Consider the following 15,474-nt stretch of genomic DNA (forward strand, 5'->3'; position numbering starts at 1 on the left):
CTTGTTAGGAGAATCGTTGTGACTCAAACTCTTCACCCCAACGCAGGGGTTGGCCTTAGAACACCACACTTGGACTTCTTTAGCCAAAATCCAACCTTAATAAGTTGGTTAGAAGTTCACAGCGAGAACTACTTCTTAGCTCAATCACCGCAACGTCAACAACTCAGAGAAATTCGTAGTGCCCACAATATAAGTTGTCACGGTGTTGGATTGTCTCTAGGTTCTGTTGAGCGCATCAACCCAAATCACTTACTGCAGTTAAAAGATCTGATTGATGATATCGAGCCGTTCTTGGTTTCTGACCACCTCAGCTGGAGTCAGACCGGCGGTCATTACTTCAATGACTTATTACCGCTGCCTTATACCGAAGAGGCGTTGGAAGTCTTTTGTCGAAATGTATTAGAGGTTCAAGACAACCTGCAACGCCCTATGCTGATTGAGAACCCATCGAGTTACCTTGCCTTCAAGCATTCAACCATCCCAGAATGGGAATTTTTGGCCGAGGTACAGAAGCGCACCGAATGTCGCCTACTGCTCGATTTCAATAATATTTTCGTCTCATCTTTTAATCATGGCTTTAGTTGTGAAGAGTACTTAAGCGGAATACCTGCAGACAAAGTGGAAGAGATTCACTTGGCCGGTTTTACCAAAAAGAAACTTGAACAAGGTGAGATCTGGATAGACACACACAGTAAACCTGTCTGTGACGAAGTGTGGAAACTCTATACTGACTGGATAGCACAACATGGTTCACGCCATACCTTGATTGAATGGGATCTCGATATCCCAGAGCCACAAGTTTTATTGGCTGAAGCAACCAAAGCCAGTGACATCTTGTATCAACACGACAAGTTCAACCAAAGGAGTTGCGCATCATGAGCCACTCCCTAGCAGATGTTCAATTGGAGTTTGCTAACGCCCTGCGCTATCAAAACAATGGTGAGCACTGCGACATAGTGAGCGACCATTTTACCGATGAACAGCGAATCCAGATTTACCGCAATAACTTTGTCATCAGCTTGAGCGAAGTTTTGGCAGCAACCTACCCACTCACTGAAATGTTGGTTGGAGAGGAGTGCTTCCAACAGATGGCTCGTCAACATGTCTTAAGTTATCCATCGACCTCTGGTGATGTCAGTGGTTACGGTGAACACTTTGCACAAACTATCCAAGCCTTTACTGCCGTTATTGAGGCTGCACCTTATCTCAGTGAAGTGGCGTTGTATGAATGGCAGAAAGATAACCTGATGAGGTGCGCTTCAGAATCACATGTCGACCAACGTCCTCTTTCTTGTTTAGCCGATGTGCCACCAGAGCAACAAAGCGCTTTAGTCTTTCACCTCAAAAATTCAATAACGCTAATTAGCTCTAGTTACACGATTATCGCGCTTGAACAAGCTATCTATCAGCAACAACTCGACGGGTTAGACATCAACCAACCTGAATTTGGGGTGTTAATCCGAGCCGAGAATTCACAGGTTGAGAGTCATTGTTTGACAGAAGAATGCCACCAACTATTAACTGAATTGCAATCGGGTCAAACGCTCGCTGAGATTGACCCTTCACGACTACAACACCTGAATACTGTCATGGCGCTTAACGTCATCTCAGGTTTTTCAATCGATGCCGAATTGGAGACATAATATGGATAACAACACAGTCACGAACATGATGGCTCAATACGACAATTTGATTGAGAAATCACAGGCACTTTTTGTTCCTGTCCTACTTCTGTTTTGCCGCCTATGGGTGGCGTGGGTCTTCTTTAATTCTGGGTTAACCAAAATAGCAACTTGGGATAGCACTCTTTACTTGTTTGAGTTGGAATACCAAGTCCCACTGTTACCTTGGGAATTAGCAGCTTACATGGGTACTGCCGCTGAGTTAATTCTGCCAGTGTTTTTAGCACTCGGTTTATTAACACGACCGATGGCCGCAGTGCTGTTCGTGTTCAACATCATAGCTGTCGTGTCTTACCCGGTGCTGTGGGAACAAGGTTTCTATGATCATCAGTTGTGGGGATTAATGATTCTTATCGTTGTGGTATGGGGAGCCGGACCATTTTCATTGGATAGAATCTTAAAGAAGCAATTTAGCAACTAGTCCTCATCGCAAGCCCAAAACGCAAAAAACCACTCAATTGAGTGGTTTCTTTTTAACTGGGATAGGCTTACTTATTCAGAAAAGCTTGTAGCTCTTCAGCAGAGATACCTTGCTCGGCTAGCTCTTTTGCGAGTAGCTGAACCTGCTCTCCCTTACGAGACTCTACCACTCGCTGAAATTGGTAAATGATATCTCGCAAAGTATCGATTGGAACTTGTTTTGCCGCACTGCGAATACGCTCTTCACTTTGGTTGCCTAGCTCTTTAAGCAGTTTACCAAACATGACCTTTTCAGGTGCATCTTCCATTTGTTCTAAGACGCGCGCCATTTCGTAGGTTGTTAATGACATTACAGTATTTTCCGTTGGGGACTAACGTTTCAATGAGTGACAAATATACCATGTTTTAACGTTTCGCAAACCGCCATTTGTATATTTTGTCACCCTTGTAACTTATGCCTTAGCAAACGTTGCGTGCCAAGACTTACCCGCCTTGCTCGCAAGCACTAGTAATGCAGGAACAATCAGGAACATTTGCAACGCGATCATCACTTGCGACGTTAAATCAAGACGTTGCATGGTACCCACAAGAAGTCCTGAACCACTCATTTGGAACAAGCCTAGTAACGCAGCTGCGGTGCCCGCACGGTCACCGAAAGGTTCCAGAGCTTTACCCGCCGCAGCACCAAGAATCCAAGCAAAGCCAACCGACGATAAGAAGATCGGTAGCATGAACGCGATTGGAGTCGCGTGTTCAGCAAGCACCAACATAATCACACCCGCTAAGCCCAGCGTTGAAATACCAACAACCAGTGCTTTATAAGTACCAAAACGGTCCATGAACTTCGGTGCAGTGAATGCAGCCGTGATGTTGATAACCGCATTAATACCAAACCAGAAGGTAAACTCGTTCATCGTCAAACCTAGGTTCTCCATCAACACAACCGGTGCAGAGGTAACGTAAGCAAGGATTACTGCCATCGCCATCAAGCACAATGTCGCATGGAAGATGAATGATGGTGTTTTCAGCACTGACCAGTAACGCTCTAGTTTGAACACAGCAACCTTCTCTGTCGCCGGGTTAGACTCTTTCATTTGGAAGAATAAGATACTGCCAACGACTACCGCGAAGCCAGCCATAAAGCTGAAGTTCGAGCGCCAGCCAAATTGATGCGTTAACCAAGCGCCAAGAATTGGTGCCAATGCAGGGATAAAACAGATCGCACCATTGAGGTAACTGATCATTCGGCCACTCTTCTCTGGGCCAAATAGATCGCGAACCGTTGCAAAGGCTGCTACAGAAGTCGCACAAGCTCCTAAGCCTTGTAGCAGCCGAGCTATTAGCATCATATCAATCGATTGAGCTGCCCACGCCAAGCAAGCACTCAATGCATAGATACTAACACCTCCCAATGCAACGGTTCGACGTCCTAACTTATCAGCCAAAGGGCCAGCAAACAGTTGGCCGACACCCATGGCAAATAAAAACCAAGTAATCGTATCTTGTGCTAGTGCATGTTCCACGTGAAACGCTGTCGAAATTTGTGGCAGAGCTGGTAGGTAGATATCAATAGCCAAAGGGCTAAATAGAACCAGCATTGCCAATAAAGCAACCTGCAGTTTACTAGGGGTAGGAAGCGCGTTAGAAGGCACAAGATTCTCCGAATGAGTTAATTTAGGTGCATAATAACCAACTAAAGATATGAACAAAAATGGCATATACTCATTAGCATTATTCCAAATAGGAAACTCACATGAATATCGAGAAACTATCGCGCCTCGACCTAAATCTATTAGTTTGCTTACAAGTACTGATGGAAGAGCTGAGTGTTACTCGCACTGCGCATCGATTATGCCTTAGCCAGTCAGCAGTGAGTAAGTCATTGGCCAAACTTCGTGAGCAATTTAATGACCCCCTTTTTACGCGAAGTGCTCATGGTCTGCGACCAACACCAAAGGCAGTCTTTCTCAAACCTAGATTAGAAACGCTGATCAACCAACTTGATGTGCTCACCCAACCAGAGACGTTTATTCCCAACAACAGTGACCACAGTTTTCACATTGCAGCGGTTGAAAGTGTCTACCCGTTGATTCTTCCTCACTTCTTACCTGCAATCTTTCGACAAGCCCCTAAGGTGAATATCAACACCCATGCTTGGACAGAGCAAACCTTTAAAAAATTGCAGCTTGGTGAACTGGATATCGGACTCACGGGTAAAGACATCGACATCAACGACGCGCGTTTAACCATGTTGCCGCCAGATGATATTTGCGAACAAGAGATCTACCGAGATGCACAGATGTGTGTGCTAAGACGCAACCACCCTGCTCTGAGTGGCAAATGGGATCTGGAAACCTACCTTGCACAGCGTCATGTACAAGTAAGGTGTGACGGTAACGATCGTTGGTTACTCGACTACAAACTTGCCGACCTTGGCCACCAACGTGATATCGCTATTTCTGTTCCTGACTTCAATAGCGCCGCAAGCCTGTGCACCTACACTGACTTTGTGTTTACCGCACCAAGTCACTTCACCTACCTTGTCGCCAAGCAACTCGACTTAGTTGTTGTCCCTCTGCCGATGGAATTTCCACCGATGGCATACACTCTGTTTTGGCACCGCGATAGAGAAAATGACCCGGCGTTAACTTGGTTGCGAGATATCATCAAAGAAAAAACTCTGCACCTTAGATAAAAATGGCGTACAGCGTTTGCAGCAAACGAACAAAAGCGCTAGCTTATTGACCTAATAAGTCCCCTCACATGTATATCTACTGTGAGTGTTAACAAGGACCCTAACAATAAGGATAAACACAGATGCACAATATCACTGCAGAACGCGTTACTGCGGTTCGAGCTTGGCTTGAAGTAAACCAACTAGATGCGGTTATCATCCCACACGAAGATGAGTACCTAGGCGAATACGTTCCAGCTCATAACGAGCGACTTCACTGGTTAACTGGTTTCACTGGCTCAGCAGGTGCAGTGGTTATCACTCGTGAAAACGCTGCTATTTTTGTTGATGGTCGCTATACCGTTCAAGTTCGTAAACAGGTACCAGCAGAGTTATTTGAGTATCGCCACCTTATTGAAGAGCCGGCTTTAGATTGGATCATCAATTCACTAGCCCAAGGCAGCAAGGTTGCATTTGACCCACGGATGCATACAGCAGCTTGGTTGAAAGGCGCACAAGCGAAACTGGCTGATAAAGTCGAACTCACCACATTAACAGCAAACCCTATTGATGAGCTTTGGTCTGATCGTCCTGAGCCTGTTGTATCTGATGTTCGCCTAATGGCTACTGACGCCGTTGGTCAATCAAGTGAAAGCAAACGCGCTGAAATTGCAGGTCTACTAAAAGCCAAAGGTGCGGATGCCGCTATCCTTACTGAACTAGACTCTATTTGCTGGTTACTCAACGTTCGCGGTTTGGACGTGTCTCGCCTGCCGGTTGTCTTGTCTAATGCCATCATTCACGCAGATGAAAGTGTCGATTTCTTCTTAGACCCGGCTCGTATCCCTGCTGGCTTTGAAGCGCACGTTGGTAATGGCATTCGTGTTTCTCACCCATCCGAACTTGAAGCACGTCTTTACTCTTTAGAAGGTAAGAATGTGTCAGTTGATTCAGGCACAAGCAATGCTTGGTACACGCTTGTTCTACAAAACGCTGGCGCTCATATCATTGAAGCAGCTGACCCATGCTTAATGCCAAAGGCTGCTAAGAACGCAACTGAAATTGCAGGTATGAAAGCGTGTCACATTCGAGATGGCGTTGCGATGGCCAAGTTCTTGTCTTGGATTGATGCTGAAGTCGCGCAAGGTAACCTACACAACGAAGCGGTATTGGCTGACAAAGTACAATCGTTCCGCGAGCAAGACCCAACGCTGATGGACCTAAGTTTTGACACCATTTCTGCAGCAGGCGGAAACGCAGCTATGTGTCACTACAACCATGAGAACCAACCTGAACCAGGTCAGCTAGAACTGAATACTCTGTACCTAGTCGATTCAGGCGGTCAGTACTTAGATGGTACAACCGACATCACCCGTACTATCGCAATTGGCCAACCAAGCGACGAAATGATTCAGCAGTTCACATTAGCGCTTAAAGGTCACATAGGCATTGCACGTGCGCGTTTCCCACAAGGTACTCGTGGTTTCCAACTTGATATCCTAGCGCGTCAGCACTTATGGGCAGAAGGCTTCGATTACGATCATGGTACTGGTCACGGTGTTGGTCATTTCCTAAGTGTTCATGAAGGTCCGCAAAGTATCTCTAAGAAGCTTATCGACGTACCTCTTGTTGAAGGTATGGTGTTATCAAACGAGCCGGGTTACTACCGTGCTGATGAGTTTGGTATCCGCATCGAGAACCTAGAATTGGTCGTTGAGCTTCCTACTCAAGGTGACTTCTCAGTACTAACGTTTGAATCGCTAACACGTTGCCCTATTGATAAGCGCAACATCAACGTCGATCTACTGACACGACCTGAGCTTGCATGGCTAAACGATTACCACCAGAAAGTATGGAACGATGTTAGCCCATTAGTTGAAGGTGATACGTTGGAATGGCTACGTCAATCAACAACACCACTTGCTCACGCTTAATACATTGCTAGGCAGGTAACTGAACCAAAACTAGTTGCCTCAGTTAGATATTAAAACGGCTACCCTTAGGTAGCCGTTTTTGTTTGTCGATTTCACATCATTGATGTTTCACGTGGAACATCAGCCAAGATGTTAATTAGCCTGAGTAAGCGCTATGCCAATCGCGCCACACCGGGTCGAAGCCGCGTTTACGAATCATAGCCTCAACATCAGCCGCACTTCGTTCATCACTTATCTCAAACTGTTCAAGCTCTTCCTCACCCGAAGCATAACCACCAGGTTGAGTTTTTGACGCGGCAGACATGCTAGTGATACCTAACGGCAACACGTTATCGCGGAACGTTGCAGACTCACGAGTCGAAAGAGACAGCTCAACTTCAGGGTTTAATAATCGATAGGCACAGATAAGTTGTACTAACTGCTTATCACTCATAATCGACTTAGGCTGCAAACCACCCTCACACGGACGAAGGCGTGGGAATGAAATCGAGTAACGCGTTTGCCAGTAAGTTCGCTCTAAGTAATCCAAGTGAGCGGCCACGAAGAAGCAATCGGTACGCCAGTCTTCCAAGCCGATCAAAGCACCAACCCCTATCTTATCAATACCCGCTTTTGCCAGACGATCAGGCGTTTCGAGTCGGTATTCAAAATCCATTTTGTTGCCACGCAAGTGGTGCTCAGCATAAGTACTTGGGCTATAGGTTTCTTGGTAAACCATCACAGCATCTAAGCCAAGCGTTTTGAGCTCCGCGTAGTCGTCTTGATCAAGCGGCTGCACTTCCATCGCAAGGTAGTTAAATTGCGCTTTGATATTCGGCAGCACCTCGCGGAAGTATTTCATCCCAACCTTGGTTTCGTGCTCACCGGTCACCAACAATACACTATCGAATTTCATCTTTTTGATGGCCGCGCTCTCGGCATCAATTTCATCCAAAGTTAATGTGCGACGCTTGATGCGGTTCTCCATCGAGAAACCACAATAGGTACACGCATTCGCGCACAAGTTAGATAGGTACAAAGGAATATATAGCGACATCGTATTACCGAACCGTTTACGCGTTAGCGCCAACGATTGTTGTGCCATCTGCTCTAAGTAAGGTTCTGCCGCTGGAGAGATCAAAGCCTTAAAATCTTCTAAGTCACGTTTAGGTTTACTCAGAGCACGTTCAACATCCGCCGCCGTTTTACTGAAGATGGACATACCAATGTCATCCCAGTTGAGCTGTTTAAATCGATCAACAAACGTCATGGCAATACTACTCGTCTAGGAATGAGGTTAGCGGGCTGGAAGCAACCGCGTGAGATACCTGACCAGCGAGACCAGCAAGGTAAGCCATACGACCCGCTTCAACTGCCAACTTGAAAGCAATCGCCATTTCAACTGGCTGTTGAGAAGCAGCTATCGCCGTATTCACTAACACAGCGTCAGCACCCATTTCCATTGCACGCGCCGCGTGTGAAGGAGCACCAATGCCAGCATCAACAATCACAGGAACATTAGCTTGGTCGATAATGATCTCTAGGAAGTCGGCTGACGCGATTCCCTTATTAGAACCAATCGGTGCACCGAGTGGCATCACCGCAGCACAACCAACCTCTTCTAAGCGCTTACACAATACAGGGTCGGCATGGCAATAAGGCAACACAACGAAGCCATCTTTCACCAACTGCTCAGCAGCGTTAAGTGTCTCGATTGGGTCAGGCATCAAGTACTTTGGGTCCGGGTGAATCTCAAGTTTTAGCCAGTTAGTACCTAGTGCTTCACGAGCCAAGTGTGCGGCGAAAATCGCATCCTTCGCGTTCTTCGCACCAGAGGTATTTGGAAGTAGATTAACGCCAGCATCAATAATTGGCTGTAAAATATAATCTTGTTCAGAACGAATATCGACCCTCTTTAGTGCCATGGTTGCCAGTTGCGAACCTGAGGCTTCGATAGCACTCGTCATCAAATACTTGTTTGCGAACTTGCCTGTACCAGTGAACAGTCGTGATTGGAATGTTTTATCTGCGATGGTTAACATGGTTAGCCCCCTGCAATAGCTTGAAAAAGAGAGACAGAATCGCCTTCATTGACGATGGTTTGTTGCCACTGGCTACGCGGTACAACCGCATTATTGATAGCAAATACACATCCCAAATCAGGTAGCGATAGTGCTTGGATGATGTCTGAAAGAGACGACGATTGCGCGACCTGCTCTGGTTGCTCGTTTATAGAAATAGTTATCTGGCTCATTGTGTTTCTTCTTCTAGGTGTTGGATCGCATCTGTATTGCAAACCGGACATTCGCTATCTTGCGTGACCATTAGGCTTTGCCAGTTCATGGCCTGGCCATCGAACAGCTTTAGCTGATGCGTCGCGACTTTAAACTCGCCACTGCTAATGCGCTGAATAGCAGCGAGAGCCTGGAGGTTGCCTATAGTTCCAACCACTGGGCCAATGATGCCGCTATCACCGCAGCGCGTTGTTTGTGGATGGTGGTCGAACGGGAAAAGGCAGTGGTAACACCCTTCCTGGTTCTGATAATCAAAGACAATAAATTGACCTTTCCAGCCGATTGCAGAACCTGATATCAAAGGTGTATTAGCTTTGAAACAAGCTTGGTTAACTTGCTGGCGTGTGGCGAAGTTGTCGGTACAGTCCAACACAACATCAGCTAGCATCACTTCAAGCTTTAACTGGCTTTCGGCCATTCGCTTGTTGATGGTCCTAACTTGGCTTCTACCATTTAGCTCACTCAGTTGTAGTTTCAATGAATCGACTTTAGCTGTACCAAGATCGCTTTCTTTGAACGCGACCTGTCGTTGTAGATTGGATGAGTCGACACAATCATCATCAACCAACACGATTTTTCCGATGCCAGACGCTGCTAGATAAAGAGCCGCAGCATTCCCCAAACCACCACAACCAATCACCAACACATGACCGTTTAGTAGATTTCGTTGTCCTTGTTCACCAACCTCAGGCAATGCGATTTGGCGTTGATAACGAATGAATTCGAAATCACTCAGCATGACTTAGCTCCTGAGTTATCTCTTTAGCAGCACTTGTAGAACTGTCAGCCATTAATACTTCGAAGAACTCAATCACTTGTTTGGGGTCTTCGGCTAACGTAATCGCACGTACAACCGCTAAGCTCGATACACCACACTCCCAAACCTGCGCAGCTGTCGATTGGTCAATACCGCCAATAGCAACCGTCGGATAACCAGTAAGTTCTTCTGTGTATGGGATGGTATCAATTAGTTGTTGGTACAGAGATAAACGCACCAAGCCTTGAGGCTTTGATGGCATCTGTTTCGTCGTGGTCGGAAATATATGGCCTAGTGCAATGTAGCTTGGATTGATTTGGACGATACGTAGCAACCCATAATAACCATGAGTCGACAGACCGATCTTAATACCCGCTTGGCTCAGTTGGGACAGATTTGACTCTTCAATATCCTCTTGCCCCAGGTGTACACCAAAAGCGCCATGCTTGAGCGCAAGCTGCCAGTAATCGTTAATGAAAACCTGAGCGTTATGTTCTCGACCAAGTTCGATAGATCGCGCGACTTGTTGTTCTAAATCGGCTTGTTGAGGGTTCTTAATACGCAGCTGGACGGTATTAATCCCGAGCTTGAGCAACCTGTCTATCCACTCGACATCATCAACCACCGGGTATAAGCCGAGGCTATTCTTAGTCAACTCAGGGAAAGAAAGTGATGTCCCTTGGTTAGCCCAACCAACGCTTATATTCAGTCGTTCATCTTCAAGGACAGGGATAGGAAAACTTTGATAATGTGCTGGCCATGTTCCACGTGAAACATTCGATGCAGCGCGAGCCAAAACCAACGCATCTTCCAATGGAAACTCTAATGCTAATAACGTAAGTAACCAAGCAAAGTGGCCACGATTATCTAATTCTTGATGAGCTGTAGTTTCACTCTTGATAACACGATTAGCATCTAAGTGTGACCAGATATCTAACACAGCTGAATCATCGGAGACTCCGATATAGACGGTGTTCGAAGCTTGAGTCAAAGCAGCACAAACATCGGTTAACGCAACTGAATTACTGTAATCAACAACATGGTTCAGTTCCGCTAACTGACACTCCGCCAATGAACCAACATCATGAGCAAAGCCAATAGATAACGCCTGCTGAGTGTCAACGATAGAGAAGTATTGAGTTGGGCTTACACCCAACTCAACTGCATCGGTTGCCAAGCCTTGTCGCTTAGCAACCAATAGACAGTTCTGCACCTCTCCCGTTAACTCAATATTTTGAGATGGGATGAGTATCTTCACTGTCACTATTCCTCTAATTGAGCTTCTTTTGCACCTATTGCAGGGTGGTAAAGTTCAGACCCAGTATCACGGAACTCTTGTGATTTCTGACGCATCCCTTCCAACGGGTTATCTAGCATCCTAATCTCAATAGCCTGATCCGCGGCTACTTGTTCTGTATCTTTCGCATACTCTCGGACTTCCTGAGAGATCTTCATCGAGCAGAATTTAGGTCCACACATTGAGCAGAAGTGAGCAACCTTACCGGATTCTTGTGGCAGAGTTTCATCATGGAAAGAACGGGCTGTTTCCGGATCTAAAGCTAGATTAAATTGGTCTTCCCAACGGAATTCAAAACGTGCTTTAGATAATGCATTATCTCGGATTTGTGCGCCTGGATGTCCTTTTGCCAAATCCGCAGCATGTGCTGCCAGCTTGTAAGTAATTAAGCCGGTCTTCACATCTTCTTTGTTTGGTAAGCCTAAATGCTCTTTAGGCGTTACATAACAAAGCATCGCACAACCGTACCAACCAATCATCGCCGCGCCAATTCCAGAGGTAATGTGGTCATAACCCGGTGCGATATCTGTAGTCAGCGGGCCTAATGTATAGAAAGGCGCTTCATGGCAGTGCTCTAACTGCTCGTCCATATTCTCTTTAATCAGGTGCATTGGTACATGTCCAGGGCCTTCAATGATCACCTGAACGTCATATTCCCAAGCCACTTTAGTCAACTCACCTAGAGTACGTAACTCCGAGAATTGAGCCTCATCATTAGCATCTGCAATTGAGCCCGGGCGTAAACCGTCACCTAATGACAGAGCAACATCGTACTTCGCACAGATCTCACAGATCTCACGGAAGTGGGTATAAAGGAAACTTTCTTGGTGATGAGCAAGACACCATTTCGCGATGATGGAACCGCCACGAGAGACAATACCAGTCACACGCTTAGCGGTCATTGGTACGTAACGAAGCAGTAAACCTGCGTGGATAGTGAAGTAATCAACACCCTGCTCTGCTTGTTCAATCAAGGTATCACGCATTACTTCCCAGTTAAGGTCTTCCGCAACGCCATTCACTTTTTCAAGCGCCTGATACATAGGAACCGTACCAATTGGTACAGGGCTATTACGTAGGATCCATTCGCGAGTCTCGTGGATATTACGGCCGGTGGAAAGGTCCATCACGGTATCGCCACCCCAGCGAGTCGACCAGACTAGCTTCTCAACTTCTTCTTCAATCGAAGAGCTTACTGAAGAGTTACCGATATTAGCGTTCACCTTCACTAAGAAGTTTCGACCAATAATCATCGGTTCTGATTCTGGGTGGTTGATGTTTGAAGGGATAATAGCTCGACCTTCAGCAACCTCTTTACGCACGAACTCAGGAGTGATTTCTTTCGGCAGGTTTGCACCAAAGTTATGGCCAGGGTGTTGATGGTTAAGCTGCTCATCAGCGAACTTCTGACGTCCCATGTTCTCACGTATGGCAATGTACTCCATTTCAGGTGTGATAATACCCTGACGAGCATAGTGCAGCTGAGTAACACATTGGTCGCCAGTCGCGCGACGAATTCGAGGCAGGTTTCCGTAACGAAGGTCGTCTAGGGTTTCATCTTCTAAACGTTCTTTGGTGTAAACAGAGCTTACATCATCAAGCAATTCCGTATCACCACGCTCTTCAATCCATTGCTCTCGCAACTTAGGAAGGCCGCTATAAAGGTCTATTTCATGCGTAGGATCGGTATAAACACCGGAGGTGTCGTAGACATGAATAGGCTCATTAGGTTCGAATACAGGCTCTTTTTTGGTACCACCAACAAGGCTATCTGCGAGTGAAATTTCTCGTACAGGGACTTGAATGTCCTCTCGAGATCCTTGGATGTAAGCTTTTTTTGAATTTGGATAAGGTTGTACGGATAAAGAATCAATGAAATTCTTCGCTTCCAGTCTTGCTTGTTTACGACTCGACATAGCATTTTTCCTTGGCTTTTAGCCATTATTTATAGGGATAAAAATGCTTGACGGATAAGATGCTACAAGAGGGATCACGGTAAGAAATACAGTTGTGATCTGGAGATAGATCTCTAGAAGGATTCTAGTTAGATATCTACTCTTGTTCCCTTCGCAGGTATTAGCCTGATCAGGTTCAACGGATCCCGAGTTAACGGTCTCAGCCATATGGCACTCCGACAAGTACGATCGAGTATATAAAAACGGCTTGGATAAACCAAGCCGAGTTGTTAACAAATCGTAAGAAAGTTTTAAGACTTTATCAAAAGTTGGAAGCCGATCCATGCGGCTGAAATACTGAGAACCACATTGAGCAGTACATTGAGTCCCATCTTGAAGAACGCGCCCTGCTGCATAAGAAGCACGTTATCCATCGAAAACGTAGAAAATGTTGTCAGGGCTCCAAGGAAACCAAGACCAATAATTTGTCTCCATGGCTCCGTCGCGACCATCTCATTTTCAAACGCGGCGATGAGCAATCCCATAATCAAAGAGCCAATTACGTTAACAGTCAGCGTACCGTAAGGAAAACCACGCCCTAACATCACAACGCATAACTCTGAAATCAAGTAACGTGAACAAGCACCAAACGCGCCACCGATGGCAATAAAACCTAGAATAGATAACTGACCCATGAATCCTCCCAAACAATAATCCCTATATTCTAGCTTTAACGCCGATAAAAGCGAGGGTAGAAACTAAGAATGCATGCGCAAATATTAAACGTTACAGGTGTCACTTAACTTCAATATATCCCATCAAACCCGTTTTCATGTGTTCGATAACATGACAGTGATACATCCAGCGGCCAGGGTTGTCGGCAACAAATGCAGCTTTAGCACGGCCGTTTTTTCCAAGTAACACAGTATCGGTATGGAAGGGCTCTTCTATTTTTTTACCATCAAGTTCCAATACAGTGAATGTATGACCATGAATATGAATTGGGTGATGGTACTGAGTGACGTTCTTGAGGTCGAATATATAAGTTTTACCTAACTCCAAAGTCGCCAACGGGTCTGGAACACTGTCTTTACTCATTCCCTCCCACGCACGTTTATTCGTAAGCCAAAACTTAGGCATCGACTTCCCATCTTTAGATACCGGTGATACCGCCCCTTCCCACTCAAACACAAAATCGATTTCTTCTGCATTAGCGAGGTTTAAGTTAGGCACAGGATTGAGGGGCAATAAAGGAAGTGTTTGGCCTTCGATTAACGTTGAATCAACAGCCTCAAACTCACACAAGGAAAAAGGAAAACGCCCTTTCATTTGAAGGACACTCACTCGCTCCCCCGCCTTGGGAGCAATCAGCCCGAGATCGACACGCATACCTGGGCCAATCTTGTGTTGAGTCAGCTTATAAGGTGTCTTTACAGGGTTACCATCAATAGCAATGACCCATGCCTCAGCCCCCTCAATGGCTATAGGATAGGTAATCGTGTTATCAACATTAGCGATACGCAGCCTAGTCGTTGCATGCTGCTTCAATTGATAGATAGGTTCATGTACTCCATTAACGCTACTCCACTCTCCCGGCGTGCCCATACGAGCGCTGAGGCGAGGGATCATTAAGTCTTTCCACTGACCTTGTTTGTCGATATGCCAATGTTTAAGCATCAGAGCATGCTCTTCATCGAACTGAACTGCCGCACTCTCTTCGACAATAATAAGCCCGACCAAGCCCATACCAAGTTGCTTAACACTGTTCATGTGTGGGTGATACCAGAATGTACCCGCATCTGGTGGCGTGAACTCATAGACAAACGTTTCACCGGGCATAATCGGAGGCTGACTTAAGAAAGGAACCCCGTCCATTTCAATCGGAATTCTCAGGCCATGCCAATGAATTGTGGTCGGTTCTAATAGCTTGTTGGTAAATCGAATCGTTACCTTTTCGCCTTGTCGACAGCGAATAATCGGCGCTGGAGTCTGTCCATTAAAGGCTAAAACATTAGTACTAAATCCCTTCACCAACTCAGCGGTTGAAGGCTCAGCTGTTAAGTCATAAACGAACTTTCCTTGCTCATCAACAGACCGCTTCATTGAGCAAGCTGGTAGGACGGTTAGTGCAGATATAGCGAGAGATGATTGAATAAACTTACGACGGGAAATATCCATATTTGTTGCCTTTTAGTAATAACGACCAAAATGTAACAAAATATTGAGAATAATTCTCATAAAGAAGTATGGTTTGTGCTGTCGATTGTTTATAAAAGAAGCTGAGATAAGTAAGCACTTACACTTTTCAGGCTAGGTTCTGTTAAAGATAGGAATTGTCGACAAAAAAAATCGAACAAACAGAAAGCAAAAAGGCTCCAGCATTTCTGATGGAGCTTTAAATATGGCAGGGGTGGACTGGGCCGGCACTCCGGAGATTTGACCGGGCTGGCGATTCTGCTCACAACATTGCTTAGTAGAAGCAACAGATATAAAAAAGCCCCAGCATTTCTGCTGAGGCTTTGATATGGCAGGGGTGGAGAGA

Annotated in this window: 16 protein-coding genes and 1 riboswitch; of the genes, 5 read left to right on the forward strand and 11 right to left on the reverse strand. The window is 45.8% G+C overall.

The window, feature by feature from the left end; all coding sequences use genetic code 11:
• Window positions 1–18 precede the first annotated feature (18 nt).
• Genes BCV39_RS11635 through BCV39_RS11645 form a run of 3 tightly spaced genes read left to right on the forward strand, consistent with a single transcriptional unit; the run spans window position 19 to window position 2,103 of the window.
• Window positions 19–879, forward strand: a complete 861-nt coding sequence (locus BCV39_RS11635; protein ID WP_102433028.1) for a DUF692 domain-containing protein — start codon at window positions 19–21, stop codon at window positions 877–879.
• Window positions 876–1,643, forward strand: coding sequence for a DNA-binding domain-containing protein (locus BCV39_RS11640; protein ID WP_102433027.1), 768 nt, complete (start codon window positions 876–878; stop codon window positions 1,641–1,643). Before BCV39_RS11635 ends, BCV39_RS11640 begins: the two co-directional genes overlap by 4 nt.
• A 1-nt stretch (window position 1,644) precedes the next feature.
• Window positions 1,645–2,103, forward strand: coding sequence for a DoxX family protein (locus BCV39_RS11645; protein ID WP_048661185.1), 459 nt, complete (start codon window positions 1,645–1,647; stop codon window positions 2,101–2,103).
• Between the two features lie 67 nt (window positions 2,104–2,170).
• Here the strand turns inward: BCV39_RS11645 and BCV39_RS11650 are convergent, their stop codons facing one another.
• Both BCV39_RS11650 and BCV39_RS11655 read right to left on the reverse strand, forming a co-directional pair.
• Window positions 2,171–2,452: a hypothetical protein gene (locus tag BCV39_RS11650; RefSeq protein ID WP_009848181.1), complete on the reverse strand. Its 282-nt coding sequence runs from the start codon at window positions 2,450–2,452 to the stop codon at window positions 2,171–2,173.
• 102 nt (window positions 2,453–2,554) lie between these two features.
• Window positions 2,555–3,754 carry a multidrug effflux MFS transporter gene (locus tag BCV39_RS11655; RefSeq protein ID WP_198591316.1) on the reverse strand — a complete coding sequence of 400 codons (1,200 nt, stop codon included), beginning with the start codon at window positions 3,752–3,754 and terminating at the stop codon, window positions 2,555–2,557.
• Window positions 3,755–3,855: 101 nt separating this feature from the next.
• Between BCV39_RS11655 and BCV39_RS11660 the strand changes: the two genes are divergently transcribed.
• The gene (locus tag BCV39_RS11660; RefSeq protein ID WP_012605070.1) at window positions 3,856–4,797 is read left to right on the forward strand and encodes a LysR family transcriptional regulator; all 942 of its coding nucleotides are present in this window, start codon (window positions 3,856–3,858) and stop codon (window positions 4,795–4,797) included.
• A 122-nt stretch (window positions 4,798–4,919) separates the two neighbouring features.
• A complete protein-coding gene (locus tag BCV39_RS11665) occupies window positions 4,920–6,710 on the forward strand; it encodes an aminopeptidase P family protein (RefSeq protein ID WP_102433025.1) in 1,791 nt (596 codons plus the stop codon).
• Between the two features lie 136 nt (window positions 6,711–6,846).
• On the opposite strand, the gene thiH is transcribed toward BCV39_RS11665, so the two are convergent.
• The 9 genes from thiH to BCV39_RS23275 form a co-directional block, all read right to left on the reverse strand.
• Window positions 6,847–7,959, reverse strand: a complete 1,113-nt coding sequence (thiH, locus tag BCV39_RS11670; RefSeq protein ID WP_102433024.1) for a 2-iminoacetate synthase ThiH — start codon at window positions 7,957–7,959, stop codon at window positions 6,847–6,849.
• Between the two features lie 7 nt (window positions 7,960–7,966).
• On the reverse strand, window positions 7,967–8,731 hold the full coding sequence (locus BCV39_RS11675; RefSeq protein WP_102433023.1) for a thiazole synthase: 765 nt from the start codon (window positions 8,729–8,731) through the stop codon (window positions 7,967–7,969).
• Between the two features lie 2 nt (window positions 8,732–8,733).
• Complete coding sequence (gene thiS, locus BCV39_RS11680; RefSeq protein ID WP_102433022.1) at window positions 8,734–8,943, reverse strand: sulfur carrier protein ThiS; 210 nt, start codon at window positions 8,941–8,943, stop codon at window positions 8,734–8,736.
• Complete coding sequence (locus BCV39_RS11685) at window positions 8,940–9,722, reverse strand: HesA/MoeB/ThiF family protein (protein ID WP_102433021.1); 783 nt, start codon at window positions 9,720–9,722, stop codon at window positions 8,940–8,942. Before BCV39_RS11685 ends, thiS begins: the two co-directional genes overlap by 4 nt.
• Window positions 9,712–11,004 (reverse strand): thiamine phosphate synthase, encoded by a 1,293-nt coding sequence (locus BCV39_RS11690; RefSeq protein WP_102433020.1) that lies wholly within the window; start codon window positions 11,002–11,004, stop codon window positions 9,712–9,714. Before BCV39_RS11690 ends, BCV39_RS11685 begins: the two co-directional genes overlap by 11 nt.
• Window positions 11,004–12,953, reverse strand: coding sequence for a phosphomethylpyrimidine synthase ThiC (gene thiC / locus BCV39_RS11695; RefSeq protein WP_102433019.1), 1,950 nt, complete (start codon window positions 12,951–12,953; stop codon window positions 11,004–11,006). The genes BCV39_RS11690 and thiC overlap by 1 nt, the downstream gene beginning before the upstream one ends.
• 129 nt (window positions 12,954–13,082) lie before the next feature.
• Window positions 13,083–13,181: riboswitch (TPP riboswitch) on the reverse strand.
• 62 nt (window positions 13,182–13,243) lie between these two features.
• Window positions 13,244–13,627: a fluoride efflux transporter CrcB gene (gene crcB / locus BCV39_RS11700; protein WP_004736665.1), complete on the reverse strand. Its 384-nt coding sequence runs from the start codon at window positions 13,625–13,627 to the stop codon at window positions 13,244–13,246.
• A 100-nt stretch (window positions 13,628–13,727) separates the two neighbouring features.
• Complete coding sequence (locus tag BCV39_RS11705) at window positions 13,728–15,110, reverse strand: multicopper oxidase family protein (protein ID WP_102433018.1); 1,383 nt, start codon at window positions 15,108–15,110, stop codon at window positions 13,728–13,730.
• A gap of 132 nt (window positions 15,111–15,242) precedes the next feature.
• Window positions 15,243–15,474 (reverse strand): hypothetical protein (locus BCV39_RS23275; RefSeq protein WP_206360565.1); only part of this gene is annotated, 232 nt, incomplete at its 5' end.

The sequence above is a fragment of the Vibrio sp. 10N.286.55.E10 genome, assembly GCF_002872555.1.
GTDB classification, from domain to species: domain Bacteria; phylum Pseudomonadota; class Gammaproteobacteria; order Enterobacterales; family Vibrionaceae; genus Vibrio; species Vibrio crassostreae.

Excerpts from the sequence above, each read along its gene's own strand:
- BCV39_RS11705 (WP_102433018.1), bottom strand. The coding sequence starts at position 15,110 with ATGGATATTTCCCGTCGTAAGTTTATTCAATCATCTCTCGCTATATCT.
- BCV39_RS11685 (WP_102433021.1), bottom strand. The coding sequence starts at position 9,722 with ATGCTGAGTGATTTCGAATTCATTCGTTATCAACGCCAAATCGCATTG.
- BCV39_RS11660 (WP_012605070.1), top strand. The coding sequence starts at position 3,856 with ATGAATATCGAGAAACTATCGCGCCTCGACCTAAATCTATTAGTTTGC.
- BCV39_RS11645 (WP_048661185.1), top strand. The coding sequence starts at position 1,645 with ATGGATAACAACACAGTCACGAACATGATGGCTCAATACGACAATTTG.
- thiC (WP_102433019.1), bottom strand. The coding sequence starts at position 12,953 with ATGTCGAGTCGTAAACAAGCAAGACTGGAAGCGAAGAATTTCATTGAT.
- BCV39_RS11650 (WP_009848181.1), bottom strand. The coding sequence starts at position 2,452 with ATGTCATTAACAACCTACGAAATGGCGCGCGTCTTAGAACAAATGGAA.
- thiH (WP_102433024.1), bottom strand. The coding sequence starts at position 7,959 with ATGACGTTTGTTGATCGATTTAAACAGCTCAACTGGGATGACATTGGT.
- BCV39_RS11675 (WP_102433023.1), bottom strand. The coding sequence starts at position 8,731 with ATGTTAACCATCGCAGATAAAACATTCCAATCACGACTGTTCACTGGT.
- BCV39_RS11640 (WP_102433027.1), top strand. The coding sequence starts at position 876 with ATGAGCCACTCCCTAGCAGATGTTCAATTGGAGTTTGCTAACGCCCTG.
- BCV39_RS11665 (WP_102433025.1), top strand. The coding sequence starts at position 4,920 with ATGCACAATATCACTGCAGAACGCGTTACTGCGGTTCGAGCTTGGCTT.
- crcB (WP_004736665.1), bottom strand. The coding sequence starts at position 13,627 with ATGGGTCAGTTATCTATTCTAGGTTTTATTGCCATCGGTGGCGCGTTT.
- thiS (WP_102433022.1), bottom strand. The coding sequence starts at position 8,943 with ATGAGCCAGATAACTATTTCTATAAACGAGCAACCAGAGCAGGTCGCG.